19 protein-coding genes and 3 pseudogenes are annotated in these 23,691 nt (G+C 68.4%); 9 read left to right on the forward strand and 13 right to left on the reverse strand.

Translation table 11 applies throughout. The annotated features are described in order from the left end of the window. The first annotated feature begins 2 nt into the window (after positions 1–2). The gene (locus IEY73_RS06045; RefSeq protein WP_229715586.1) at positions 3–4,031 is read left to right on the forward strand and encodes a TIGR02680 family protein; all 4,029 of its coding nucleotides are present in this window, start codon (positions 3–5) and stop codon (positions 4,029–4,031) included. Next, positions 4,024–5,199, forward strand: coding sequence for a TIGR02679 domain-containing protein (locus IEY73_RS06050; RefSeq protein WP_189078070.1), 1,176 nt, complete (start codon positions 4,024–4,026; stop codon positions 5,197–5,199). Before IEY73_RS06045 ends, IEY73_RS06050 begins: the two co-directional genes overlap by 8 nt. On the opposite strand, the gene IEY73_RS33285 is transcribed toward IEY73_RS06050, so the two are convergent. From IEY73_RS33285 to IEY73_RS34335, 3 genes are read right to left on the reverse strand one after another with little or no spacing between them, the layout of a single operon-like run. Beyond that, positions 5,171–5,392, reverse strand: coding sequence for a hypothetical protein (locus IEY73_RS33285; RefSeq protein ID WP_194505933.1), 222 nt, complete (start codon positions 5,390–5,392; stop codon positions 5,171–5,173). The genes IEY73_RS06050 and IEY73_RS33285 overlap by 29 nt on opposite strands. Next, positions 5,393–5,608: a hypothetical protein gene (locus IEY73_RS06055; RefSeq protein ID WP_189078071.1), complete on the reverse strand. Its 216-nt coding sequence runs from the start codon at positions 5,606–5,608 to the stop codon at positions 5,393–5,395. Between the two features lie 14 nt (positions 5,609–5,622). Continuing rightward, positions 5,623–5,835 (reverse strand): transposase, encoded by a 213-nt coding sequence (locus IEY73_RS34335; RefSeq protein ID WP_189078072.1) that lies wholly within the window; start codon positions 5,833–5,835, stop codon positions 5,623–5,625. 85 nt (positions 5,836–5,920) lie between these two features. Here IEY73_RS34335 and IEY73_RS06065 point away from each other — a divergent pair, with 85 nt between their 5' ends. Both IEY73_RS06065 and IEY73_RS06070 read left to right on the forward strand, forming a co-directional pair. Next, a complete protein-coding gene (locus IEY73_RS06065; RefSeq protein ID WP_189078073.1) occupies positions 5,921–6,385 on the forward strand; it encodes a hypothetical protein in 465 nt (154 codons plus the stop codon). Further along, positions 6,382–6,729, forward strand: coding sequence for a hypothetical protein (locus tag IEY73_RS06070; protein ID WP_189078074.1), 348 nt, complete (start codon positions 6,382–6,384; stop codon positions 6,727–6,729). Before IEY73_RS06065 ends, IEY73_RS06070 begins: the two co-directional genes overlap by 4 nt. A gap of 996 nt (positions 6,730–7,725) precedes the next feature. Here the strand turns inward: IEY73_RS06070 and IEY73_RS06075 are convergent. The 3 genes and pseudogenes from IEY73_RS06075 to IEY73_RS06085 all read right to left on the reverse strand — a co-directional run bounded on the left by IEY73_RS06075 (position 7,726) and on the right by IEY73_RS06085 (position 11,183). After that, the gene (locus tag IEY73_RS06075) at positions 7,726–8,409 is read right to left on the reverse strand and encodes a type IV toxin-antitoxin system AbiEi family antitoxin domain-containing protein (protein ID WP_189078075.1); all 684 of its coding nucleotides are present in this window, start codon (positions 8,407–8,409) and stop codon (positions 7,726–7,728) included. A gap of 116 nt (positions 8,410–8,525) precedes the next feature. Beyond that, positions 8,526–8,878: pseudogene (locus IEY73_RS34500) on the reverse strand (IS701 family transposase); the annotation flags it as partial. Between the two features lie 220 nt (positions 8,879–9,098). After that, entirely contained in the window at positions 9,099–11,183 is a 2,085-nt protein-coding gene (locus IEY73_RS06085; RefSeq protein WP_189078077.1) for an ATP-binding protein, read from the reverse strand. A gap of 78 nt (positions 11,184–11,261) precedes the next feature. On the opposite strand from IEY73_RS06085, the gene IEY73_RS06090 reads away from it, so the two are divergent. Continuing rightward, on the forward strand, positions 11,262–12,146 hold the full coding sequence (locus tag IEY73_RS06090) for a cyclase family protein (RefSeq protein WP_189078078.1): 885 nt from the start codon (positions 11,262–11,264) through the stop codon (positions 12,144–12,146). Positions 12,147–12,785: 639 nt separating this feature from the next. Then, on the forward strand, positions 12,786–13,226 hold the full coding sequence (locus IEY73_RS06095) for a cold-shock protein (RefSeq protein ID WP_229715588.1): 441 nt from the start codon (positions 12,786–12,788) through the stop codon (positions 13,224–13,226). A gap of 81 nt (positions 13,227–13,307) precedes the next feature. Here IEY73_RS06095 and IEY73_RS06100 read toward each other — a convergent pair whose 3' ends face one another. The 3 genes and pseudogenes from IEY73_RS06100 to IEY73_RS34340 form a co-directional block, all read right to left on the reverse strand. After that, positions 13,308–13,778 carry a hypothetical protein gene (locus IEY73_RS06100; protein ID WP_189078079.1) on the reverse strand — a complete coding sequence of 157 codons (471 nt, stop codon included), beginning with the start codon at positions 13,776–13,778 and terminating at the stop codon, positions 13,308–13,310. Further along, complete coding sequence (locus IEY73_RS06105; protein WP_189078080.1) at positions 13,775–13,918, reverse strand: hypothetical protein; 144 nt, start codon at positions 13,916–13,918, stop codon at positions 13,775–13,777. Before IEY73_RS06105 ends, IEY73_RS06100 begins: the two co-directional genes overlap by 4 nt. Before the next feature lie 189 nt (positions 13,919–14,107). Then, positions 14,108–14,218 (reverse strand): annotated as a pseudogene (locus IEY73_RS34340) (IS5-like element ISFal3A family transposase); the annotation flags it as partial. A gap of 224 nt (positions 14,219–14,442) precedes the next feature. On the opposite strand from IEY73_RS34340, the gene IEY73_RS06115 reads away from it, so the two are divergent. From IEY73_RS06115 to IEY73_RS34345, 3 genes and pseudogenes are all read left to right on the forward strand, one after another. Beyond that, on the forward strand, positions 14,443–15,462 hold the full coding sequence (locus IEY73_RS06115) for a serine hydrolase domain-containing protein (protein WP_189078049.1): 1,020 nt from the start codon (positions 14,443–14,445) through the stop codon (positions 15,460–15,462). A gap of 103 nt (positions 15,463–15,565) precedes the next feature. Continuing rightward, positions 15,566–15,853: pseudogene (locus tag IEY73_RS06120) on the forward strand (class I SAM-dependent methyltransferase); the annotation flags it as partial. 136 nt (positions 15,854–15,989) lie between these two features. Next, positions 15,990–16,259, forward strand: a complete 270-nt coding sequence (locus tag IEY73_RS34345) for a DICT sensory domain-containing protein (protein ID WP_373292747.1) — start codon at positions 15,990–15,992, stop codon at positions 16,257–16,259. A gap of 190 nt (positions 16,260–16,449) precedes the next feature. Here IEY73_RS34345 and IEY73_RS06130 read toward each other — a convergent pair whose 3' ends face one another. Genes IEY73_RS06130 through IEY73_RS06145 form a run of 4 tightly spaced genes read right to left on the reverse strand, consistent with a single transcriptional unit; the run spans position 16,450 to position 23,668 of the window. Next, positions 16,450–18,081: a non-ribosomal peptide synthetase gene (locus IEY73_RS06130; RefSeq protein ID WP_189078081.1), complete on the reverse strand. Its 1,632-nt coding sequence runs from the start codon at positions 18,079–18,081 to the stop codon at positions 16,450–16,452. Positions 18,082–18,134: 53 nt separating this feature from the next. Beyond that, positions 18,135–18,317, reverse strand: coding sequence for an MbtH family protein (locus IEY73_RS06135; RefSeq protein ID WP_189078082.1), 183 nt, complete (start codon positions 18,315–18,317; stop codon positions 18,135–18,137). Positions 18,318–18,375: 58 nt separating this feature from the next. Then, on the reverse strand, positions 18,376–19,821 hold the full coding sequence (locus IEY73_RS06140; RefSeq protein WP_306661469.1) for an MFS transporter: 1,446 nt from the start codon (positions 19,819–19,821) through the stop codon (positions 18,376–18,378). After that, positions 19,745–23,668: a non-ribosomal peptide synthetase gene (locus IEY73_RS06145; protein ID WP_189078084.1), complete on the reverse strand. Its 3,924-nt coding sequence runs from the start codon at positions 23,666–23,668 to the stop codon at positions 19,745–19,747. The genes IEY73_RS06140 and IEY73_RS06145 overlap by 77 nt, the downstream gene beginning before the upstream one ends. Between the last annotated feature and the right edge of the window lie 23 nt (positions 23,669–23,691).

Genomic DNA, 23,691 nt, shown 5'->3' on the forward strand with positions numbered 1-23,691 from the left:
GCGTGTCTCGCTTCGCTCCGACCCGTGCCGGGATCATCAACCTGTGGGACTACCGCGACGAGGAGTTCCTCTTCGTCGACGGGTGGCTGGTGCTGCGCGGCCCCAACGGCTCCGGCAAGACCAAGGCCTTGGAGGTGCTCTTCCCGTACATCCTCGACGGGCGCATCGAGCCCCGCCGGCTCAACCCGTTCGCGGGCGAGGACCGCACGATGAAGTCCAATGTGCTCTATCGCGGGCAGGAGCTGTCCCACGCGTACGTGTGGATGGAGTTCAGTGACGGCACCAGCTTCGTCACCATCGGGATCGGCCTGCGCGCGCACCGGCACAACGACCGGGTGACCCGCTGGCATTTCGTCGCGGACGGCCGCGTGGGCGCCGACCTGTCGCTGCTGGACGCCGACGACCGCCCGGTGTCACGGCGTGACCTGATCGACCGGCTCAGCGCCGAGGCGGTCGTGGACTCCGCCGAGGAATACCGGCACCTGGTCGACGCCCGCCTGTTCGGGCTCGGCCCGGCCCGCTACGAGCAGCTACTCGATCTGGTCCTGACCCTGCGCCGGCCGCAGCTAGCGAAGGACCTCAACCCGGCCGAGCTGTCCCGCACGCTGCAGCGCGGCCTGCGCCCGGTCGAGGAGCACCTGCTGACCGACGCGGCGCGCTCGTTCGAGGACATGGAGGCCGTCGCTCGTACGCTCGAAGGGCTGGTCGCCGCCGACGCCGCGACCTCTGCCTTCCTGACCGTGTACGCCACCTACCTGCGGACTCACTCGCGGGCGGCGGCGGACGCGGTGACTGCCCGGCGGGATCTGGCCGACGAGCGCCGCGAGGCCCTGGCCGAGGCGAGGCAGGCCGCTGCCCGGGCGGCGACCGGCGCCGACGAGGCCGAGCAGCGGCTGCGCGCGGTCGAGGGCGAGCCGGCCCGGCTGCGCGCCCACCGGGAACGGCTCAAGGGCTCGGCGGCGTACCGATCCCACGAGCAGCTCGCCGACCTCGAACGGCACGTGCACGACTTGGCCGGGACCGCCGCCCGGTCGCGGGCATCGGCCGCTGCGGCCCGCGACACGGCCGGCCGACGGCGCACCGAGTGGCAGCAGGCCGTGAGCGCCGCCCAGGACTCCCGCGCACGGGCAGCCCGCACCGCCGCGGAGCTCTCCGGTGAGGCCGAGGCGGCCGGCATCGCGTGGACCGCGGCCGACGCGGATCCCGACGGACTGGAGATCCGCCTCACCGCTCGGGCGGAGGCACGCCGCGACGACATGCGGGTGGTACGCGATCTGCGGGACCGGCTCGCGGAGGCGACCCGGGAGCACACCGGCGCCGCCGAGCGCGACCGCGCCGCCCGGGACGCCGCCGAGCAGGCCCGGATCGTCGAGGAAGAGGCCGCCATCGAGCTGGAAAAGGCCAAAACCCGGACCGCCGAGGAGGTACGCCGATGGGGCGCCCGCCACGAGCGGCTGCTCGACCGGCTGGCCACGCCGGGGCTCGCCGAGGACCTGTCCGAGGCGGTGGACTCCCCCTCACTGCGCGACCTCTACGCCGAGCGGGTCGCCCCGGCGCTGGCCGCCGTGCGCGACGAACTCGCAGCCGCAGCAACCCGGCACGAGCGGCTGACCGCCGAGCGGGCCGAGACCGTACGGCTGCGCGACAGCATCGCCGCCGAGCACGACGACGCCCCACCACCCGTGGTCACCCGCCCAGCGCCGCGGCAGGACCGGGCCGGCGCCCCGCTGTGGCGGCTGGTCCGCTTCGCCGACGAGGTGCCCGGGGACCGGGCGGCCGCGATCGAGGCGGCGCTGCACGCGTCCGGTCTGCTCGACGCGTGGGTCCACCCGTCCACCGGCGACACCGAGGCGGCCCTCGCCGCCGGAGAGCAGGACGCCTACCTGCGCGCCGCCACCCCGGCCGCTGGCGACACGCTCGCCACGGTGCTGCTGCCGGAGGAGCAGCAGCAGCTCGTGCCCGCCGCCCGCATCACCTCAGTCCTGACCGGCATCGCCCTCGGCGACCTCGCCGGCGCGTCGGGCGTCGCGGCGTCCGGCGGCTGGGCCCAGGGCTCCGGCGTGGGCAGCTTCACCAAGCAGCGCTGCGAGTACATCGGCGCGACCGCGCGGGCGGCCCGCCGCGCCGAGCGCATCGCCGAATGCGACCGGCACCTCGCCGAGCTGGACTGCGCCCTGGCCGAGGTGACCGCCGACCGCGATGCCCATCAGGAGGTGCTTGCGGCGGCCACGCGAGCCGCGGCCGACCTGCCCGGCCGCGACGCCATCCGGCAGGCCGAACGCGGCCTGGACCGGGCCGCCGCCGAAGCCCGCGTGCGCCGGGAAGCCGCCCGGGAGGCCGCGAGCCGGCTCGACGCGGCCGTCGCCGAGCAGGCGCACGCCGACATGGTCCTGCGCCGGGCCGTGGCCGAGCGGTCCCTGCCGGTCGGCGAACTGGACGCCGTGGCCGCCGCGCTGAGCCGCTTCGACCGGCTCGGCATCGAGCTGCGCCACGCCTACGACACCTCCGCCCGGGCCGCGTCCCTCGCGGACGACGCGGCGGAACGGCACACCGAGGCGGGCGACCGGCACCGGGATGCCGAACAGGAAGCCCTCGACGTGGCACGCCGGCACGCGGAGAAGGACGAGGAGCTCACCACGCTGTCCGCGGCGATCGGGGCCGAGGCGGCACAGGTGCTGGCCGAGGTGGCGCAGACCGAGAAGGACGTGACCGCGGCAGAGGCGACCCTCGCAGCCGCCCGCGACGACTTCACCACGGCCACCGAGGAACGGGCCGCCACCCGGGCCCGCGTGCAACTCGGCGAGCAGGCCGTCGACGACGCCTTGGCCGAGGCCCGGCACGAGGCGGTGCGGCTGCGCCCGTACGCGCAAGCCGATCTTCTGGGGTTGATCCGCGCCCCGGGCGACCTGCGCTGGCCCGTCACCACGGCCGACGGCGACGACCTCGACCCGGCCGTGGTCGAGCTGCACGAGGCCATTCTCGCCGCCACCCGGGAGCTGAACCCCACCGAGACGTCACTCAAACAGAGCGCCACCCGGCTGACCAGCGCGCTCACCGACCTGCAAGCGCAGCTACCCGCCGCCGGTCAGGACCACCGGCCGGAGTGGGACACCGACGAGGGCGTCATCGTCGTCCGCGTCGCCGACGACCAGGGCCTGAGCCCGGTCGCGCAATTCGCCGGCCGGATCGCCACCGAACGCCGCGACCAGGAGCAGCTGCTCACCGACGCCGAGCAGCGGGTGTTCGAGGACGCGCTGCTGGGCCAGCTCGCCGGGCAGATCCACCGCCGTACGGTCGAGGCCCGCGACCTGGTCGCCGCGATGGACACCCAGATGCGCGCCCGGCGGATGTCCTCGGGCCTGACCGTCGGCGTGGGCTGGCGCCTGTCCGACGACCTCGACGCCGAGCAACGCGAGGTGTGCAAGCTGCTCGAACGCGACCCCGCCCGGCTCGGCCCGGCGCAGCTCACCACGTTGCGGCGGCACTTCGCGGGCCGGATCCGCTCGGCCCGCGCGCAGGCGCCCGAGAAGCCCTACCGCGACCTGCTCGCCGAGGTCCTCGACTACCGGCAATGGCGGGTCTTCGCGTTCACCCTGCACCGCCCCGGCGGCGTCACGGAAGCGCTCACCCGCGCGCGGCACAGCCAGCTGTCCGGCGGCGAGCAGTCCGTGTCGCTGCACCTGCCGCTGTTCGCGGCCGCCAACGCGCTGTTCGGCTCCGCCCGCCCCGACGCGCCCCGGCTGCTCGGCCTGGACGAGGCCTTCGCCGGCGTCGACGACAACGGCCGCGGCGAGCTGATGGCGCTGGCCAAGCGGTTCGACCTCGACCTGTTCATGACCGGCTACGACCTGTGGGCCACCTATCCCGCGGTGACCGGAGCCGCCCACTACGACCTGTCTCACTCCAGCGTGGACCACACCGTCTCGGCGGTGCTGCTGGTGTGGGACGGCACCGCGAGCATCGCCGACTTCGACGGCAGCCTCGCGCACGCTCTCGGCGCCCCCTCGTCCCGGGCCGCCGCGCATGGCTGACCTCACCGCGGATCCCGGCTGGCGCCGGCTGCTGGCGGCGGCCAGGCGGAGCCTCGAACGCACCGGCGGCGCCCTCGACGGCACGATCTCTCTGTCCATGCCCGACGACGCCGAACGGCTCGTGGTCATCGGCATCACCGGCACGCACCGGCCGCCGGGCGTCGGCCGGGTCACCGTATGGCTGGCGGAGCTGGACGCGCACCTGCGCGCCGTCTACGACCTCGGCCTGGCCGACGCGGTCGGACCGTTCCGCGACCGCCCCGGCGAACGCGCCCGCGAAGCCACCGCCCGCGACGACGTCATATCCCTCGCCGGCACCAGCCGCCACGCCGGCACGCCGTGGTTCACGCGCTGGCTTGCCGGCCTGCCGCTCACCCGCATCGTCCGCGCCGGCGTGCCGTTCCCCTCGGTCATCGCCGTCCTCGACGCCCTGCCCGCCGCCCTTGAGCCGCTGCCCGCCTTCGCCGAGCGGGTCCTCGGCGACACCAAGGCCCTCGCCGGCGGCTCGGCCCGAGGCCTCGTCCTGCGCGCCCTGGCCGCCTGGCACGGGCTGCCCGCCCCCATCGGCGCGGAGCAGGAACGCGCCCTGTGGGAGCTGGCCGGCGTGATCCCCGACGACCTCGCCAGCCAAGTCCTGGTACTCAACCTGCCCGCGTCCGGCGGCCCACTCGGCGACTGGCTGACCTCGGCCGCCGCGGACCACGTACCATTCCGCGCCACCCTGCACCAGCTACGCCTGTACACACTGCACCTCGACGCGCCCGCCGTCTTCGTGTGCGAGAACCCGGCGATCCTGCGTGCCGCGGCGGGGCGTCCCGGCTCCCCGCTGCTCTGCACCGAGGGCGTCCCGTCCGCCGCCGTGCACGCGCTGCTGGCCGCCGCTCCCGCCGCCACGATCCGCTGGCGCAACGACTTCGACTGGACCGGAGTGCGCCTCACGGGCTCGGCGCTCACCCGCTACCCCGGCGCGGTGCCCTGGCGGATGAGCGCGGCCGACTACGCCGGTGCGGCGGGCAGCGGGGTAGCCCTTTCCGGTGCATCCGCGCCGACGCCGTGGGATCCCGGCCTCGCCGAGCTGATGTCCCGAACCGGCCGCGCCGTCATGGAGGAACGCCTGCTCGACACGCTGCTGAACGACCTCACCCACACCACCCGGCCGAGCCGTTAGAAGAGCCGTCCCCGGTAGGGGTGGGCGGGCCCTGCCGCTCCTCCCACCGCAGCAGGTCAGCCTGCCATTCCGGGAGGTCGGGACAGTATTCCCTGATGGCCTGTGGTTGCGGCTGGGCGACCAGGAATTGCCAGTAGTCCTCGATCGCCGTCCGCGCGACATCGGCCGCGAACTCGTCCTCGGCACCGGGCACTCAAAGGTTGGTGATCAGCAGCGCCGTGGGCGTGAACGACACTGCGTAGTTTTCGCTGCTCCATTCGTCGAACGGCGGCTCGCCACGAGCCGCCTCGTCAGCCATCGCCAACGCGTCCAGGATGACGATGAAAAAGGTGCCGAGGTCGGTGGTCAGCCACTCACCGAGCAGGTCGTACCGCTGATCCTCAACCTGATAGACGGGATGTCGGTGCACGCGAACGCCTTGCCTCAATGAAGGGCAGCTCCCAGAGGAGCTGCGACGCGCGCTAGCGGACACTGAAATCGTCCTGACCCTTGACACCGGATCCAGTTCCTGAGCGCCTCGTGATGCACGTTCAACTGCTCGGCCAGCCGGCGGATCGTCGGTTTCGGGTCCGACTCGCGGTACAAGCGCACGGCACGCGCTCGCAGCTCATCGGGGTACTTCTTCGGTGCGGCCACGGATACTTCCTCCCCATGATCAGACGATCATGCTTGACCAGCAACAACCCACCCATATCTGAACTACTTCAGATACACTGGGGGCATGTCGGTGCAAAGCTTCCCGTACAGCTCTTTTCTTCGAGGGCCTTCTCAGGTCCTGCCGTCGCTCACCGACGCTGACGTCATTCTTGAGCGCCGTGACGAGGAGAATCTCATCCTCAGCCGTGCCGAGCGGTTCGAAGCGGTCGCCACCGGCCTTCGCATCGCGGCACGATCGCTGGCCATCCTCGCCCGCCGCCACCGCGACCTAGCCGAAGAGGCACTCGCCGAGGAACTCCCCTGGCTGACCTGGCTCCCAGCCGAGGAACGCCTCACCTGCGTACGCGAACTGCTCGCCGACCTCGTTGCCGGCGCCGACACCGGCCTCCTGATCCCCTTCGCCCGCAATCTCGCATCATGGCGTTCCACCGCCGAAGCGTGGTCCGACCCGCGACTCGCCCGCGACCTACAGGGCCCGTTCGATGGCGACGGCCCCGTCCTCGACCGCCCGGCCGGCGATCCGGCATGAGCGGACGCGGCGCGGAACTCCCCCGGCCCAACCCCTGGACCGTGCGAGCAGCGGATCGTCAGGCCTTCCAAGGCTGGCAGCGTCTTCTGACGGCAATCCCCGACAACCTCGACCGGGCCTGGACAGCGCTGACCAGCGACCCTCGCCACATCGGCCAGCGCCAACACCCCTTGAAAGGCCAGCTCGGCACCGTCAAGGTCGGCGGAGCATCACTCGAACAATGGCAGTACGAGGTCACCGGCGCCGGACGCATCTGGTACGCCATCGACGACGACAACCGCACGCTCTGGATCACCCGCGCCGGCGCAGGCCACCCGAAACAAACAGACACCCGCGGCCGATAACCGATCCGATCAGATGCTCGATCAACCGCAGAAGGTGGTCGGCAGAACCAGCCGCATCTCACCCAGCAGATGTCCCGCACAGGCACTGCACAGGCAAGCTGCCGGGCGATATGTCCTCGACCACGAGGTGTCAACCGCCCGCGCGCGAGGCAACAGCCCGAGTTCCGGCTGCTCCGGTTCATCAGCTTTGGCGATGCGTGACGGTGCCGGACCGAGGCGAGCGATCCGGGTGTCTCACGCGAACATCTGCCACTTCGCGGGACTTCTGGTCGTGGGCGACGGTGCCCGGCTCGTGCACGGACAGGCTGTGCGACACGATTGTGTATTGAACTGGACCAATGTGCAGACCTCGATAGGCTTGCACGGATTGCCGCACTACCCCGGGAGGGTCGTATGGAGCCACGCAGCGCCGCGGCGGCCGGCGACGACTTCCCGTACGAGTTGCGCACCACCTGCTACATCGAGGTCGGCAACGACGGCAGTGTCACGCAGGGCGTTAGCGAGCAGGCGTACCAGCGGGCGGTGGCGGGCACCTCGCGGTTGTTCGCGGTGTGGCCGGGCTCCTACTCCAGCGACCTGTTCGCGATCGACGCCGGACGTGGTCCAGAGGCAGACTTACCTCTCGAGCGATACGTAGACTCCGGTCGGACAGCGCCTTGGCGAGGTCACCTGATGGATTCGACGTGTCGGCGAGAGGATGTCCGGGGGTCACCGGCAGGTCTCGCAGCAGAAAGTCCCATACCGCGAGAGCTTGCGGCGCCGGAGGATCTACGGCCCATGCGCTGCTGAGAGCCATCACCAGGCGCTCGCCGTCAGTCCCGTACTGGTCAGTCACGCTGGCTCGTTGGCCGGTAATAAAGTCGGCGAGCACCACAGGACCGTCACCTGCCGCGCCGGACTTCGACAGCTTCGCAAAAACCGATCGAATACGGGCCTGTGGTACCCGTGTCACCGCGGACACGTACGCTGTCGCGGCACGGTCGCCGCGATTCAGGGTCACGCGGCGGGTGCCTTCAGATCCTGCTCAACGCGTTCCGTGTAGCCGGCGGCCTGAAGCAGCGCGTTCAGCACCGTCGTTCCGGACACGGCGCCACGCAGACCGAGCCGGCCGCCCTTGCCCCTCAGATGGCGCGCAAGTCCAGCCCGGGTTTCGCGGCGGCCGGCCAGGAGATCCGCGGCGACCTTGCCTACGTGAGCAGGATTATGGCCTCCCATGCGATCGTCCAGCAGGTCAGCAACGGTTCGCCCGGGAGAAGTGACTGGTAGCCCGTTGACCACGGTCACTTCGGCATTGTCGAGGGCACGAACTCGATACCGAACATCCTGCTGCCTACTCCAGCGACGGTACGGGACAGTGATGTCCGCCGGCCATGCGGACAGATCACCGGCTTGCCACACCTGAGCGGCCGCCGCATGGGAAAGGACGGGGCCACTGGCAAGGTCAGCGTCGGGGTCTCGGTCAGGGTTGGTCGCCAGCCATGCAGCCCTGAGATCCAGCAGGTCCGGCGTGTTACCCCTCACGAGGTAGATACCGCGACGCAGCGGAAGGATCACCTCAGCTTGCGCGAGACGGCCTAGAGCGGCACGGCTGATCCCTCGTACGGCAGCCTGAGCCGTGCTGACCAGCCCAGTCTGCTGCTCCGCTATCGCCGCCAGTGTCGCGAACCTTCGCGCTTCCATACCGCTAATGTACGGCCCAGCGATACAAACGTCCACCTAAAGCGTCGCCCTACCTAGCTGACTGGACGCTGTCGCTGCCAAATAGTCCCGCCTAGTACGGCAGCCGCCATTCGTGATCATGGCTGGAGTTCGAGGTTGAGGCGGCGGGAGTAGTGGGCTCGTCTAGCTCGTGCCTGATGCCGGCGTCGCCAGCGTGACCAGCGCAAACGGTAGGCGATGCTGCGCGTTGGCCGGATCAGCAGGACGTTGATCAGGCGGCGGATCTCGTTGACGGTCAGGTCGATCATGTCGGGCCGGTCTGCCGATCGGGCATTGGCGGCGCAGATCGCGAGGACCGCGAGAGCGGCCAGGGCAAGGGTGGCAAACCGGTGCCAGGATGTCCACCGGCGGACCTGGTGCTGGTCCAGGCCGACCTGGCCCTTTCCAGCCTGAAACTCTCATCCGCGATCCAACGAACTCCGCCACCCGCACCGGCCGGAGTTTCAAGGCAATCGACACGGCTCGGCGATACTCGACTCGACTTTCTTCTCGCCGCGGCGCCCGACGGTCTCTCCGCGAGCGTGGTCCGGTTGGACATCTGCCGGTTCATGCTCGACGCCCAACGCCTCTACGAGCTATAGGGCTTCCAGGAACGAGAGCCTTACGAAGGCAGCGAGATTCCCCGCAGACCTTCAGCCGTACTGGCGGTTCTACGAACGTGAGCTCTGATTGCCGATCTCGTTCTTCCACAGTGACGCGTCGAGTTCGGCGATCGCCTTGTCCCGGTGTCGCCGGTACGTGTTGAACGACAGGTGCAGTTGAACCGCTATGCGTTCCTGGGTGGTGGTCGGCCGGAGGAACGTCCGGCTCATCAGCTCGCTCGCGTCGGGTTCCAGCGAGCCGACGCCCGCCTCGATCAGTTCTCGGAGCGTTTCGGCGGGCGTTCGGCCGTCGCGCGCGTTCCGCCGGATCATTCGCGTGCGCAACAAGGGGTTGTCTCGCAATTGTTCCGGGTCGTGCAGATGACGAAGCGCATCCCGTAGGCCATCGGTGAACTCGGATCGCGACAGAACTGTCTCGCCGGCGCTGTCCGCGGCCGGACGTGCCGGTGCACCCAGTTGGCGGGCATGGAGAACCTCGACCCAGTCCGGGATGCCGACCCGCCGCCAGTCATGGGCGAATACCGGGAACACCGTCGTGCCGACAGTGAAGTCGGCATCGGTGGCTACCCAGAAGTCGAGGAACTCCATGGTGGGCGTCCAGAGCTCGGCGTTCTCGAAGGCGGCGACCAGGCTCCAGGCCGTGTCGTCACGCAACTGCAGGATGTCCAGCATTTGGCAGGCCACGAACAGGGTCAGAGACGGTGACGGGTGCTGGCCACGCTCGCGATCGAGGAAGAAACGCCAGGCACGAACCCGCTCGTCGGCACGAAGCGTGCCGCGTTTCGACGCGTACAGCCACATCGCGTCCGCGCCCGGGTCCACGCCGAGATCGGCCTCGGTCAGGTCGAGGCAGGCGGTATACCCGCACAGGTCACCGGAGGCCGAGCGGAAGACCCGGAAAGCTTCAGGACGGCAGGCCATCCAGTACGCCGCCAGCTCGGCCTGCTCTGCCCCCTGCCATTCGGCTGTCATGGCGACGATGGACGCCCGGTCGCCGTCCTGCAGTCCGTCGGCGTACGTCTGCATCGGCGGTGCCAACGCACTCAACGCTTCGAGCCCGGAGCGGGCACCGTTGAGCACGACCGTACGTGCGAAGAGCTGAAGCCGCTGCCGTTCGTCGGTCAGTGCGAGCACTTGCTGATGAAACGCGGCGAGTTTCCGGCGATGCATGTCGCAATACCGAGCCGGGTCTCGCCAGCGCAGATCCGCGTCAATGAGGTCGCGGACGACGTCGTGCGGGAACAATCCGTGCGGGCTCTCCTCCACGAATGGCAGGCGGCGCAGCCAGGAGAACAACTCGCCCACGTCACCGCCGACCATCGACCGCAGGAGATCCTCGGTGGTAGTCGGTGCGTGCGCGAACACTTCCAGCGCTGTCCGATGCCGCGGGCTAGGTGCCTCGCCGATCATCTGGGCGATCAGCATGCGCATCACATCGGGCAGGTCACCGAACGTACGCGGCACGGCGCCCCGGCGCACCACGTCGAGCAGCATCGCCAGTGTCAGCGGGTGGCCACGGCTGATGGCCAGCAAGCGATCCTGCGTCCAACCGGAAACACCCCGACCCGTCAGCCATGCCCGCGCATCCCGATCGGTCAGATTACCCAAAGTGATGACTCGCATCAGTTCACGCCATGCCGGGTCGGTGAGCCACCGCGGCCCCGGGGCCTGTCTGCCGGCGATGACCACGAGGCAGTCTCCGGGCAGCGTCGGCAGGTACTTCTCGCGCACCCAGTCGTCAATCGGTTCGAGCAGCTCGTAGGTATCGATGAGCAGGACCAGCCGACTGTCGTCCAGCATGGGCAGGGTCGCCGATCCGAATGCCAGATGCCGGGCGTCAACCTGAATCGTCGTACGCCCCTGCTGTGCCGCCAGGTGCGCGAACGTGCTGAGCAAGGTGCTCTTACCCACTCCACCGGGACCGTGTACGAAGATCATGCCCGGGGTGTTCAGCGCGTCCTGGAACAACGCGACTTCCGCGTTCCGGTCGGCGAGAGACTGGCGCCGCAACTCGTCGATTACCTCACCGAGCGATGCCATAGAGCCGATTCTAGATCGGCCGTGCGGACACTCACGACTGCTGCGGTCGTCAACCCACTGCGTTCCGAACGGGAACCGGGCATCAATGGGCATCGGATGGGCAGCCGGATGGGCAGCCGGCTTCAGGTCCGCCGCGCGATGCTCGTGGCGTCATCCATCCGAAGGGGTCACATGAACAGCACGAAACCTCACGAGTTCCCCAGCAACTGGGGACGGTGGGGCGACAACGATGAGCTCGGTGCCGTCAACCTCATCACCGACGAGGCCCGGGCACGGGGCGCCGCCGAGGCTCGCACCGGCGTGACGGTGTCACTCGCCCGGGTGACCACGCCGTTCCCGCTGACCGGCGGTCCGCTGGGAAAGACCTCGACGACGAACACCGCGGTGCAGACCATGATGCTCTTCACTGGTCACGCGGCACCCGCCATGGCCGAGGTGCTGGTCGTCACCACGCATCATGCGGAAGTCACCCACCTGGACGCGATGGGCCATTGGGTTGCGGGCGGGAAGGTGTATCCGGGCGTCGACGCTGCTGACAGCTCCGGACCTGCCGGTGTCCGGCACGGTGCGGCGGAGGTCTACGGCGATGGCATCCTCACCCGCGGCGTCCTGCTCGACCTGGCCCCCGACGGCCGGTTGGCCCCGGCCCACCCCGTGACCGGCGCAGACCTGGACGCAGCGGCGGATCGCGCCGGTGTCGAGACTCTGCCGGGCGACGCGATCGTGGTCCGAGGCGGCTGGGACCGGGTCTACGGCAGTGACGAACCCGAGCCGGGACTGACGGTTGACGCGATTCACTGGATACACGATCACGGAGTCGCCGTGTACGCGGGTGACATCGGCGACGCCCGCCCGCCGCTGCCGGGCGAAATGCCTGGCGCCCTGCACTTCCTCGCATTGGGCCGGCTCGCCATACCGCTCGTTGACGCCACTGAACCGGAGGCGCTGGCGGCGATGTGCAGGCGCCTGGGCCGCTGGACGTTCCAGTTCGTGATCGCGGCCCCCCGCATCGCCGGGACCACCGGTCTGCCGGTGAACCCGCTCGCGGTCTTCTGACCGCCCGGACAGCCTCGGGATCGGCGTGGTCATCTGGTGGTCGGCTGATGATTCTCTCGGTGTCTGGCCGACGTTCAAGTAGCCGAACGCACGTACTCAAGCCGGTGTCGCGGGCCGCCCGCCACCAGATACCGGCCGCGCGGCCCGGGGAACATGCCGGCCACCACAGGCCCCTTACCGGGGGGCTATCAGCAGCCGCTCCGGCTTTCACTCGGTTTTCTCTTGACACTCCCCTCTAGACCAGCCTTCTGAACTGCGAGAACACTCTGTCGGGCTCGCAGCGAGGTCGAGCAATTCAGTCACCTGCAACACCTCAGGACCGCCAAGCGCAGGCGCGACGACTCCCTGCGCCGTTCACTCTAGACCGCGTCCCCCGACTCGCATCGCCACCTCTTCGGCAGCCTGCCGTGCAAGATCAATGAGGTCGAGGAGGGACGACGGGAGCCCCGATCAAGCCCGTCCCGGACGGCCGCAGTCGTTCAGGTCTGACATCGCTCGTACGTCTGGAGCGAAGCAGCGCCCTGCCGTCAGGGCGCGGGCCGTATGCTATTGCCGCCGGCAGCGATCAAAGGGTCTCTCGCCGGTGTCGTGGTTGTTGCATTGGTGCGCCGCAGTCTGTTGCTGAGGTTGAGGAAAGTGGTGGCGAAGTTCATGACGACGGGCAAGGTAATCCGTTTCGACGAGGTTCGCGGCTACGGCTTCGTGACTCCCGACACCGGGGCCGATGACGTATTCCTGCACGTGAACGATTTGACGTTCGACAAGCGACTGCTCACTCCCGGGACGCGCGTGCAGTTCGTCGCAGCGGAAGGAGACCGAGGGCTAAAGGCCACTCAGGTTCAGATCATCGAGCAGGGCCCCGTCGGGCCGACTGGCCGCACCGTGAAGCCGGCTACGGCGACTGCGGAAGGCCGCTCGGAGGACGACGAACTTTGCGACATCCTGCCCAGCGCCGAACTGAGGGCTGAGATCACTGAGGCGCTGGTGACGTCCATCCCGACGCTGACCGCGACGCAGATCGTGGGGGCGCGCGAGTGCGTGCTGAGAATCGCGGAGCTGCACGGCTGGACAGAGGACTGACCTCCCAGGCACACCGGGCGGGACGGTCACGAACGGCGCGAGGGTGGAACGCGGGCTCCGGCAGGGCGGACGAAATCTAGGTCACCCCGGCGGAGCGTCCCGTGTCGGAAACCTTTCGTTACAGGGATCCGGCGCTTTGCCCGTGTCGCGAAGCCGGCGTACCCAACCGGCGGCGATGTGCCGGGGGACGTCGTAGTGGGTGGCGACCTTGGCAACACTGCCCACCCGCCAGTACACGACGGCGAGATCGTCAGGAACACCCTTGGCCTGCGGAGTGCCTGGGGACGGCGATGTCGCTTTCTCCTCCTGTGCCTCCTCCTCACCGGAAGGAGGCAGGGCGCCGAGGCGCCTGCCCAGGGGCAGCTCGGCCACCATCGCCCAGACGGATCGGAAGTCGAGCCGGGCGATCTCGCCGGGAAATCCGGCGGCGTCGGCACCCAACCGTACGGTCACGGCATGCACCCGCAGCCCGTCCGGACCACCCTCCGCTACCACCGTGGCTTGAGGTCCGTCCTCGCTGTCCGACGTCACGGTGATGGTGAACGTGCTCATGCCGAGCTTCCGTCTGCCTGGGTCGCCATCTTCCGCGCCCGGCCCATCCAGCCCTGCGCGGTGTGGCGGGGCGCACCGTAGTGCTTGGCGAGCCCGGTGACACCACCCTCGCGCTGGTGCACGGCAAGGACCTCGTCCACCGGGGCATCCGCCGGTAGGCGCGTTCACCCTTACGGCCTCCGTCAGTGAGTGTTCTAGAGGGTTGTGGTTCGGGCTTGTCGTCGTTGCTGGCGGCGGGTTGGTCCGCCTCGGGTGAGCCTGCGCAGCGTCTGGTTGATGGCGGCCCAGCGGATCATCTCTTCGGAGACTGACGGGTCTCGCTCGTAGTCGCGGGCCAGGCGGCGGTGAGCGGTGAGCCAGGCCAGGGTGCGTTCAACGACCCAGCGTTTGGGATGGACCTGAAAGCCGCGCTGCCATTTGGGTTTGCGGACGATGTCGATCACCATGTTCAGCGTGCGGGCGGCCCACTCGATCGAGGACAGTTTCTCTGTGTGGCGTGGGAGGTGGGTGTGGTCTGTCTGTCCGAACAGAGTCATCGGTTCGTGGTGATGCTGTGGGTTGTCGGGTCTATGGAGTGCGTACCGGTGGTTGAACCGGGTCGGATCACGTAATTCGCTTGTGTCGGCTGTGGAGAGCAGGTGATGGTGGGTCCGCGGGAGGTTTGATGACGCTGGTGGATCTCAGTCCAGTCCTGGCCGACATTAATCGAAAATATGGGCGGCCTGGGTTGGTTGCGGGTGTCACCGATCGGCAGCGGTTATGGGCCGTCGGTGCTACCGGTGTCCGGCGGTTGGGCGATTCGACACCGGTCACCACATCCGACCCGTTCCACATCGGGTCGATCGTCAAGGTGATGACCGGACACGTGATCTTAATCCTGGTGGAGCGAGGGCTGCTGGCGTGGACGACGACCGCCGGAGAGGTTCTTCCCGGCGCGTCGGCCATGCACCCGCAGATGCGCGTGGCCACGGTCGCCTCTTTGCTGTCGCACCGATCGGGCATGGCGGGATACTCGGAATCGATGGCGGTTTGGGAGCCGTTCGCCGGATGGAGCGGCACGCCGACCGAGCAGCGGGCGCGGTTCGCCGCTCATGTGCTTGCCGTTCCTCCTGCGGTGCCGCCCGGCGAGGGCTTGTATTCCAACGCCGCGTATACCGTGTTGGGGGCGATGGCCGAGCGGGTCGCCGGCTACCCTTGGGAGGATCTGCTCCGCTCAACCATCCTCTCCCCGCTGGGCATGGATTCGGCCGGGTTCGGCTGGCCGGTTTACGCCAGAACAGAGGCGCCGATCGGCCACCGTGAGGTCGGTGACGGGTTCGAGGTCGCAGAGCAGGAGCTGACCACGCCGCTGAGCCCGGTGCTGGCGTCGGTAGGTGACATGCACATGACCGTGGCCGACCTCGCGACGCTCGCCCGGGCAGAGCTGAACAGCCTGGCCGGTGAGCACACCGCGATCGGTTCGGTCCCAGCGATATACCACGGGATCGGCTATCCCCCACCGGTGGCGCAGGAATCCTCCTCAGCAGGCAGCGCCGGCACGTTCTACGCGCTCGAAGTGCTGCGCCCGGTCCAGCAACAGGGCATCGTCGTGATGGCCAACGCGGGCGACGACAACGCCCTCATCCGGGGCTCTGTGCTGGAAGCCCTGACCGAGTATCTGACCCGATCGCCCCGAAACGAATAACGCAACGGCGAGCCCGTACATCAACCTGGCCACTGACCACAACAGTAGTTGACTCAGCCGACCCGGCCCAACGGCGCACAAAAGTAGCCACGACCCGCTCGCAATGCGGCGTCACATCCAGCTCGGTGTCCGCTTTCTGGCGGAGCTGGCAGACGACGGCCACGCACTGGAGTTCGCCATCGGTACCGGAAGAGTCGCCATACCCCCGATCGAGCACGGCGTTCCGGTGGCCGGCATCGAGCTCTCCCAACCGATGGCCGACCAGCTCAACAGGAAGCGGACGGACATCCCCGTGGTGATCGGCGACATGGCGACGACCACCGTCGCGGGACAGTTCTCGCTCGTGTACATCGTCTGGAACAGCATCAGCAACCTCCGCACCCAGCCCGAGCAGGTCGCCTGCTTCCGCAACGCCGCCCGCCACCTCGCACCGGGCGGACGATTCGTCATCGAGCTACCAACTGATCGGCGCCGGACGGCACATCCTGCACGCCCCCAAGCATCTGCTCGTACCGGTCTCCCACACCCTGGAATCGACGGCGCTGCACGCCGCGGTCCCGCCGGTCCTGTTCGCCGCGTTCGAACACGCGCAGTTCTTCCGACCGTCCACCACCCGGCGCTTCACCGACCTGGCCAGCCGACTGCCCTTCGTCGCGGCGCTGGGCGTGGACATGCCGCCGAGCCCCGCCCCCGGAGTGCGCGGCGGCGATCTGGATGTTCGCGATCCCCTGGCCAGCGAGTGGACCGTCGTCGTCCTCGGTGCCCACTCCATGATCGGACGTCTCACCGTCCGATGACCTGACCGGCACCGGCTCGGATGCCGGCTACCGGCCAGTCGCTAGCTGCGGGCTGCGGCCCGGACACGGTGAGCATCTGCAGCAACGACTGGGGTGTACAGCTCGACCGCACCGCCCAGCGGCCGATCGGCATCGCGGTGTCCCACGGGGCGCAGCCACCGCGTTCCTCGCCGGCGCCTGGTGGGGCGTTTCAGCCGTCGTCGTCCGGCTGTGCGACTGCGCACGGCTCATGTGCACATCCGCTCGGCAGCGGCACCCCGGAGATCTCCGGATGATTACGGAAGTCGGGTCTCGGCAACGCCGCTCGGTCCAGCTTCCCGTGGGGAGTGAGCGGCAACGCGTCCAGGAGGAGAAAGGCAGCGGGAACCATGTATCCGGGCAGCGCGGAAGCCGCGCGCGCCCGCAACGCCGTCGGCGCCGGCTTCACGTTTTCGTCGTCCGCGACTATGTAGGCGACCAGCCGGGAGATGCCGGGTCTGCCGGAAATGGCGACGACCGTAACCTGAGCCACCCCAGGATGGGCGGACAGCACCGACTCGATCTCGCCCGGTTCGATGCGGAATCCGTTCACCTTGATCTGATCATCCATGCGGCCGAGAAACTCTAGCGTCCCGTCGACGCCGCGACGCGCCCGGTCACCGGTCCTGTACATTCGCGAACCGGCCGGGCCGAAGGGATCGGGAAGGAAGCGCTCGGCGGTCGGGGCGGGTCGGCTCCAATAGCCTCGTGCCACTCCCGCACCGGCGATGAAGATCTCGCCTTCCTCTCCGGGTGGCGTCACCTGGAGAGCATCGTCCAGGACATGAATCCGTACGCCGGGGGCAGCCACACCGATGGGGACCGGCCCGTCGGAAAGCCTTTGCCCGGGCCCGACGCGGTATTCCATGCATCCCACGGTCGCCTCGGTGGGACCGTACTCGTTGAACACCGTCACCCGCGGCATCTGCCTGCGCAGCCTGCGCAACATGCCCCCGGTCAACTGCTCTCCTCCGACGACAAGTTGTTCAGCGGGATGAAACTGCGGGGGTAGCAGTGACAGAACGTGGAGATGGCCGGGTGTCACCTTGAGAAAGCCCAGGGGAATCCGCTCCAGGACCATGCGCGTGGCCGCGTAATCGGCCAAGTCGGCAATGTGAACCCGACCACCGTGCAGCAACGGCAAGTACAGCGCGGTGACAGTGAGGTCGAAGCTCAAGGACGAGTGCAGCAGAGTAGAGGTGCGCGCGCCAGGATACGAAACGGCCGCCCACGCCACATAATGCAGGAGGGAACGATGCTCGATCATGACGCCCTTCGGCTGTCCTGTCGAGCCAGAGGTGTAGATGACGTACGCGAGATGGTTCGGTTTCAATGGGGCGATCCGCTCGCCGTCGCGTATGTTCGCCACATCGGCCGCGGACGCTGTGGGCTCCTCGGACGGGTCGACGACCACGGGCACGTCATTCGTCTTCCACGATCCCTGCTGAGCAATCACACAGATCGGTCGAGCATCCCCGATCATGTGGCTCAGCCGCGTTTGTGGGTAGTTCGGATCCAGCGGCACATAGGCGGCGCCTGTCTTGAGCACAGCCAGAATCGCCGTGATCGCCGTGCAGCCCCGAGGCAGGAGGATGCCCACCAGAACGTCCGGGCCCGCGCCCTGGCCGAGCAGCCTCCGCGCCAACCGGTTCGCCCGAGCATTCAGTTCACGGTACGTGAGTTCCTGTCGATCATCGGAGACCGCGACTGTGTCCGGACGACGAGCGACCTCCCGCTCGAAACGGTTGGGCAACGTATCGTCCGCGACGGCGGTGAACTGAGGAGAATCGGTGTCTTCCGGCATGGCTGCGATTCACTCCTGAGTCGGGTGAGCCGAGGGGAATGTGCACGATGTCGTCAGCGGATGCTGAGTGGACGCAGATCGGTCCAGACGCTCCGGACGTGTTCAAGGCATTCACTTCGCGTGCCTCGGTGCCCCGTTTCCCGCCACCCATGCGGGATGGGCAGGAGAGCGGGCCAGACCGAGTACTGTTCCTCGTGGTTGACGACGACGGTGTGTACGGGCTGGTGCTCGATCATGGTGGGGTGTTCCTTTCCGTGGAGGGTGCGATCTCGGGCCGGGCGCAAGGCAAACGGTTCATTCGACGACCGGTTCCGGCAGATCGTGTCGAATATGTGCCAGGGTCGAGGTGCCGAGTGGAATCAGCGCGAGACACAGTCCCACAGTGGTGATCCAGACGGTGCCGCGCAGGCCGACGGTGGAGCCGAGAATTCCACCGGCGAGCGCGCCGACAGGGGCGACGCCCATTGCTACAAAACGGTTGGTCGCGGCCACGCGGCCTTGGAGACGATCCGGGGTGATCGACTGGCGGACCGTCAATACCGTCACGGTGTTGGCTACACCGAACGAGGCGAACGTAAAATTGATCACCATGAGAGCGCCGACCGTGTAGATCCCCCACGCGCCCAGCAAGGCGATCAGCGGCATGACGGCGTTGGCCACCCCGGCGGTCAGCAGCAGAGTTCGGCCGTACCCCAACCGTTTCGGTAGCCTGCCGGCGAACATTGCACCGACCAGGAATCCTGGTCCCAGGGCGGCCATCACCAGGCCGATCTCACTCGCCGTCAGTTTCAGGTCGTGCGGCATGTACTGCACGAAGACCACCTGGAACGCGGTGAAGGAAAGGTTGAAGGCCGCGGCCATGAGGCTCATCGAGCGCAGCGGCTCGTTGCGCAACACCAGCTTGAGCCCGTTCCCCATCTGCCGGAGCGTGCCGGCGACACCGCTGCCCGAGGAGTGCTTGACGATTGTCTCCCGGTGCCTGATCAACCCGACGTTGACCACCGAGAGCACGTAGGAGAGCGATGCGGCGCACACCGCGACCGGCGCGGTCAGCCACTGGATCAGCGCACCGCCGAGCGCCGGACCGCCGATGGTGGCCGCCGATTGGGCGCCACCGAGGCGCGAGTTGCCGAGCCCGAGATCCTCCCGTGCGACCAGCCTCGGCAGGTACGCCTGCGCGGCAACGTCGAACAGTACGGTGCCGCAGCCGGCGAGGAAACCGACGACGTACAGCCAGCTGATACCCAACGCGTGCAGCCAGTACAGGACGGGAATCATGCCGAGCACCAGCGCCCGGCCCAGATCCGCGGCCACCATGAGATGTCGGCGTCCCCATCGGTCTACGAGCACGCCGACGAACAGCGCCACCAGCAGATAGGGAAGCCGAATGGCGGTGGACAGCAGTCCGACCTGTTGCGACGTGGCGTGCAACGCGAACACCGCGGTCAGTGGCAGGGCCAGTTCTGCGATCTGGACCCCGAACAATGACGAGGTCTGGCCGATCCACAGCTTGGTGAAGTTGGTGTTCGTCCACAGACTGCGGCGTGCCCGGGGTGTCTGACCTGGTACTCGGTGTGCGGCAGTGGATGACATGCAGCTTCCTGAGGGTGAGGAGGAGCTGGACGATGGACCTTCGCAGTGCCTGGTTCGGGCGGGTCGCTCCTCAGGGGACCGGGACGCCTGCGGGCCGGCCCGCGAGAGCCGCCTCGATCCGGGACGCCAGCTTTGATGCGTTCGCATCGCGGATCATCGAGAGGTGCTCCCCCGGTGACTCATCGATCAGCAGCCGGCCGGCGATACGTCGTTTCCACCCGTAGTCCCCTCCGGTGAACGGTCCGCGTTCCGCCCGGATCAACAGCGCATCTCCCCGGTACGGCTCACGCGGGGTGTCTCGGTAGGTGATCAGGGCGCGGGCATGCCGCTGATACAGCCGGACCAACCGGCGCAATTCTTCGACGCTGTTCGCGTCGGGGCGCTCATCCGTGGTGCCCCTGGTGAGCCGTACGACGCGGTCAAGCCGCGCGTCCGGATCGAGGGCTTCGAGCTCCGCCTCGGTGATCGGCAGCTTGTCGGCGAACGCGCCGACAATGGCTGCGGCTTCAGAGGTGATGTATCGCGGTGGCACCGGCTCGTCGATGCTCGCGCTGACGATGACCAGCGACCCGACCGGCTCGCCGACGGATTGGAGCTGCCGGGCCATCTCATGGGCGACGATGCCGCCCATGCACCAGCCGCCCAGATGGTACGGCCCCTGCGGCTGAACGGTACGCAGGTCGGTCAGGTACAACTCGGCGATCGCCTCGATGGTCTGCGGCCTGGGGACCTGCGGACCTGCGTATTCCGGCGCCTGGATCGCATGGAACGGCCGGTCCGGATCGAGAGCCTCGCAGAGTTCTGCGTAGCTGAACACGCTGCCGCCCAGCGAATGCACGAAGAACAGCGGCGGTTTGCCGCCCGTCGGCCGCAGCGACAGCACCACGCTGCTCGCGGTTTCTCGCTTGCCGTCGATGATCCGGGCAAGCTCAGCCAGCGTGCCACCCGGCAGAGCGGTGAACGGGATGTCTCGCTCGGCCAGCGCCCGGAGTCGCATGATCACGCGCAGCGCCGCCAGCGAGTTGCCGCCGAGTTCGAGGAAGTTGTCCGTAGCACTGATCCGAGCGAGGCCCAGGACGTCGCGCCAGATCTCGGCGATCGCGCGCTCGGTCGCGGTACGTGGTTCGACGAACGTCTCGGTCGAGGACCGGACCTCCCCCGGCGCCGGAAGCCGGTTGCGGTCTATCTTGCCGTTCGGAGTCAGCGGGAAGGCATCGAGCACCACGAAGGCTGCGGGAACCATGTACGCCGGCAGTGCGGAGGCGACAACGCCGCGCAGTTGCGCCGCGCCCGGCGCAGCACCCTGCGGCGTCACGTAGGCGACCAGTTGCTGCTCCCCTGCCCGGACCTGCCGGGCAATCACCGTCACGCCGCCCACGCGCGGGTGGCGGGCCAGAACCGACTCGATCTCACCCAGCTCGATCCGGAAGCCACGGATCTTGACCTGATGGTCGGTGCGGCCGAGGAAGTCCAGCGCACCCGAAGGCAGCCGGCGCACGACGTCGCCGCAGCGATACATGCGGTCGCCCTCTTGCCCGTACGGATCGGGCAGGAACCGGTCGGCTGTCAGGTCCGCGCGGCCGAGGTAGCCGCGCGCCAGCCCGACGCCCGCGATGTACAAGTTTCCCGGCACGCCTTCGGGGACCGGGTTGCATGCATCATCCAGGACGTAGACCCGGGTGTTGGCGATCGGATGGCCCAAGGTGACCGGATCATCGGGGTTCAGCAGTTGGAGACAGGACCAGATGGTGGTTTCGGTCGGGCCGTAGGCGTTCCACACCGCAGGGAACCGGCTGGTGAGTTCCGATGCCAGGTCGGCCGGCAGCGCTTCGCCCCCGGTAATCACCCGCAGCTCCGGGTCTGGCCGCAGTCCGGCTTCCACGAGCAGGCGCCAGCTCGACGGGGTGGCCTGCATGACGGTCGCGTTGCTGTTCTCCACGAACTCGCGCAGTCGGAGCCCGTCGACCGCGATGTTGGGCGCGAGAACGAGTTCCGCACCTGTCATCAGGGGCAGATAGACCTCGAGTGCGGAGATGTCGAAGGACAGCGAGGTCACGGCCAGCATCCGGTCTCGGTGGGTGAATCGCAGATCGCGTTGGACGGACAGGAGCAGGTTCAGCAGTGCCCGGTGCGTGATCTGCACGCCCTTAGGGCGCCCGGTCGAGCCGGAGGTGTAGATGACGTACGCGAGGTGTTCCGGTGTGACGGCGAGCGGAGGTTCGTGGTCCGGGTACCCGTCGTCGGCGACGCCCACGGTGAGCACCGGCACGGCACCGCGTTCGAGTGCTCCGGTCAGCTCCGGCTCGGACAGCAACACCGCGACGCGGGCGTCGTCCACCATGTACTGAAGGCGGTCCTTCGGGTATTCCGGGTCCAGTGGCACGTAGGCGCCCCCGGCCTTGAGCACCGCGAGAAGGCCGATGATCAGCTCGGCGGACCGGTGGAGATGCACGCCGACCAGGATGTCCGGCCCGACGCCGAGGTCACGCAGACGCCAGGCCAGGCGGTTTGACCGAGCGTGTAGCTCGCCGAAGGTGAGTTCCCCTTCGTCGGTGCGAAGGGCGATGGATTCGGCGCGGATGGCCACCTGCTCGGAGAGAAGTTCGGGCAGCGTGCGGGCGGGAAGGTCCAGCGCGGTGTCGTTCCAGCGCCGCACCAGCCGGTGAACCTGCTCGGCGCCGAGCAGGTCGGTGGCCATTGCCGAGGCGTTCGGCGCGGCGGTCAGCGCGGTGAACGCTGCCGCGTAGTAACCACCGATCTCGACGATCCGCTGTTCGGTGAAGACGGCCCGGTCGAAGTTGATGCGCAGCCGCAGGTCGCCCGTGCTCGGATCGGTGCCGAAGTTGGCGGTGAACGGAAAGCTGGTCTGCTCGAAGAAGTCTTCGGAAACGATCGTGATCTGGTCTAGCTGCATGTGGTAGCTGCGGAAGTTGCGGTGATCCACCACCGTTTCGAAGAACTCGCGCCGCCGCGAGTCCTGCAACATCTGAGCCATCGGGTAGCGGCGGTACGGCAGCGCCTCGCTCTCCTGGTGGTGAATCCGCTGTGCCAACTCGATCCAGCTCGCTTCGGCGACCTCGGCCACCAACGGGAGGGTGTTGAGGAAAAGGCCGACCGTCTCGTCTCCGTCCGGGGTCTCCGGGCGGCCGTTGCTCACCCGGCCGGTGACCACCCGGCTGCGCCCCGACAACAATGCCAGAACCCTGGCGTGGGCGGCGAACATGACCGCCTTGACGGGAACCTTCGCGCGCGCCGCCACCGAGCGCAGTTTGACTGCGAGTCCGTCCGGCAGCGGGACTTCGTGCACCTGTGCCTGACGTTGAGCGGTGAGACTGAGTCCACCCTCTCGGAAAAGTCCGGTGAACTCGGTGTCGGCCACCGTGTGGACCCAGTAGTCGCGGGCCTGCGCACTGGCGAGCGCTTCCCGTTCCAGGCTCACGTAGTCCCGGAATCGGGTGACCGGTGTGCTGGGCGGGGCGTCACGGCCGGCCAGCAAGGCGTCGTATCCGGCGAGCAGATGAGAGGTGACCAGTGACAGGCTCCAGCCGTCCAGGATGGCGTGGTGGAAGCTGATGCCGATCTGAAAGTCCGTGTCGCTGAACACATGGGCGTTCAGCCTGAGCAGAGGCGGTTTTGTCAGGTCGAAGGGGGTGACCTTCTCCCGTGCGGCCCATTGCGCGACCCGGCGCCGCTGCTGCGTCTCGGGCAGCTCACGCAGGTCGTCCACCGTGAGGGGTGTCGGCGCCGAGGCATGCACCAGTTGCATGGGCTCGCTGAAGCCCGCCAGGTCAACGCTGCTGCGCAAGATGTCCGAGCCTTGCACGACGCGCGCCAGGATCGTGCGCAACGCCGTCTCGTCGAAGTGCCCGGCCAGCCGGATGGTGGAGACGTCGTGATACGTAGGTGTGTCCGGATCCTCCAAGCTGTGGTACAGCATCCCGGCCTGGAGCCGTGTCAGCGGATAGGCATCGATGATTACAGAGGGGTTCGGCATGTCTTTCCTGTTCTGTCGTTCCC

The sequence above is a fragment of the Mangrovihabitans endophyticus genome, assembly GCF_014646155.1.
Classification (GTDB): Bacteria; Actinomycetota; Actinomycetes; order Mycobacteriales; family Micromonosporaceae; genus Actinoplanes; species Actinoplanes endophyticus.

Excerpts from the sequence above, each read along its gene's own strand:
- IEY73_RS06050 (WP_189078070.1), top strand. The coding sequence starts at position 4,024 with ATGGCTGACCTCACCGCGGATCCCGGCTGGCGCCGGCTGCTGGCGGCG.
- IEY73_RS06065 (WP_189078073.1), top strand. The coding sequence starts at position 5,921 with ATGTCGGTGCAAAGCTTCCCGTACAGCTCTTTTCTTCGAGGGCCTTCT.
- IEY73_RS06070 (WP_189078074.1), top strand. The coding sequence starts at position 6,382 with ATGAGCGGACGCGGCGCGGAACTCCCCCGGCCCAACCCCTGGACCGTG.
- IEY73_RS06075 (WP_189078075.1), bottom strand. The coding sequence starts at position 8,409 with ATGGAAGCGCGAAGGTTCGCGACACTGGCGGCGATAGCGGAGCAGCAG.
- IEY73_RS06085 (WP_189078077.1), bottom strand. The coding sequence starts at position 11,183 with ATGCCCATTGATGCCCGGTTCCCGTTCGGAACGCAGTGGGTTGACGAC.
- IEY73_RS06090 (WP_189078078.1), top strand. The coding sequence starts at position 11,262 with ATGAACAGCACGAAACCTCACGAGTTCCCCAGCAACTGGGGACGGTGG.
- IEY73_RS06100 (WP_189078079.1), bottom strand. The coding sequence starts at position 13,778 with ATGAGCACGTTCACCATCACCGTGACGTCGGACAGCGAGGACGGACCT.
- IEY73_RS06115 (WP_189078049.1), top strand. The coding sequence starts at position 14,443 with ATGACGCTGGTGGATCTCAGTCCAGTCCTGGCCGACATTAATCGAAAA.
- IEY73_RS06130 (WP_189078081.1), bottom strand. The coding sequence starts at position 18,081 with ATGCCGGAAGACACCGATTCTCCTCAGTTCACCGCCGTCGCGGACGAT.
- IEY73_RS06135 (WP_189078082.1), bottom strand. The coding sequence starts at position 18,317 with ATGATCGAGCACCAGCCCGTACACACCGTCGTCGTCAACCACGAGGAA.
- IEY73_RS06140 (WP_306661469.1), bottom strand. The coding sequence starts at position 19,821 with ATGCGAACGCATCAAAGCTGGCGTCCCGGATCGAGGCGGCTCTCGCGG.
- IEY73_RS06145 (WP_189078084.1), bottom strand. The coding sequence starts at position 23,668 with ATGCCGAACCCCTCTGTAATCATCGATGCCTATCCGCTGACACGGCTC.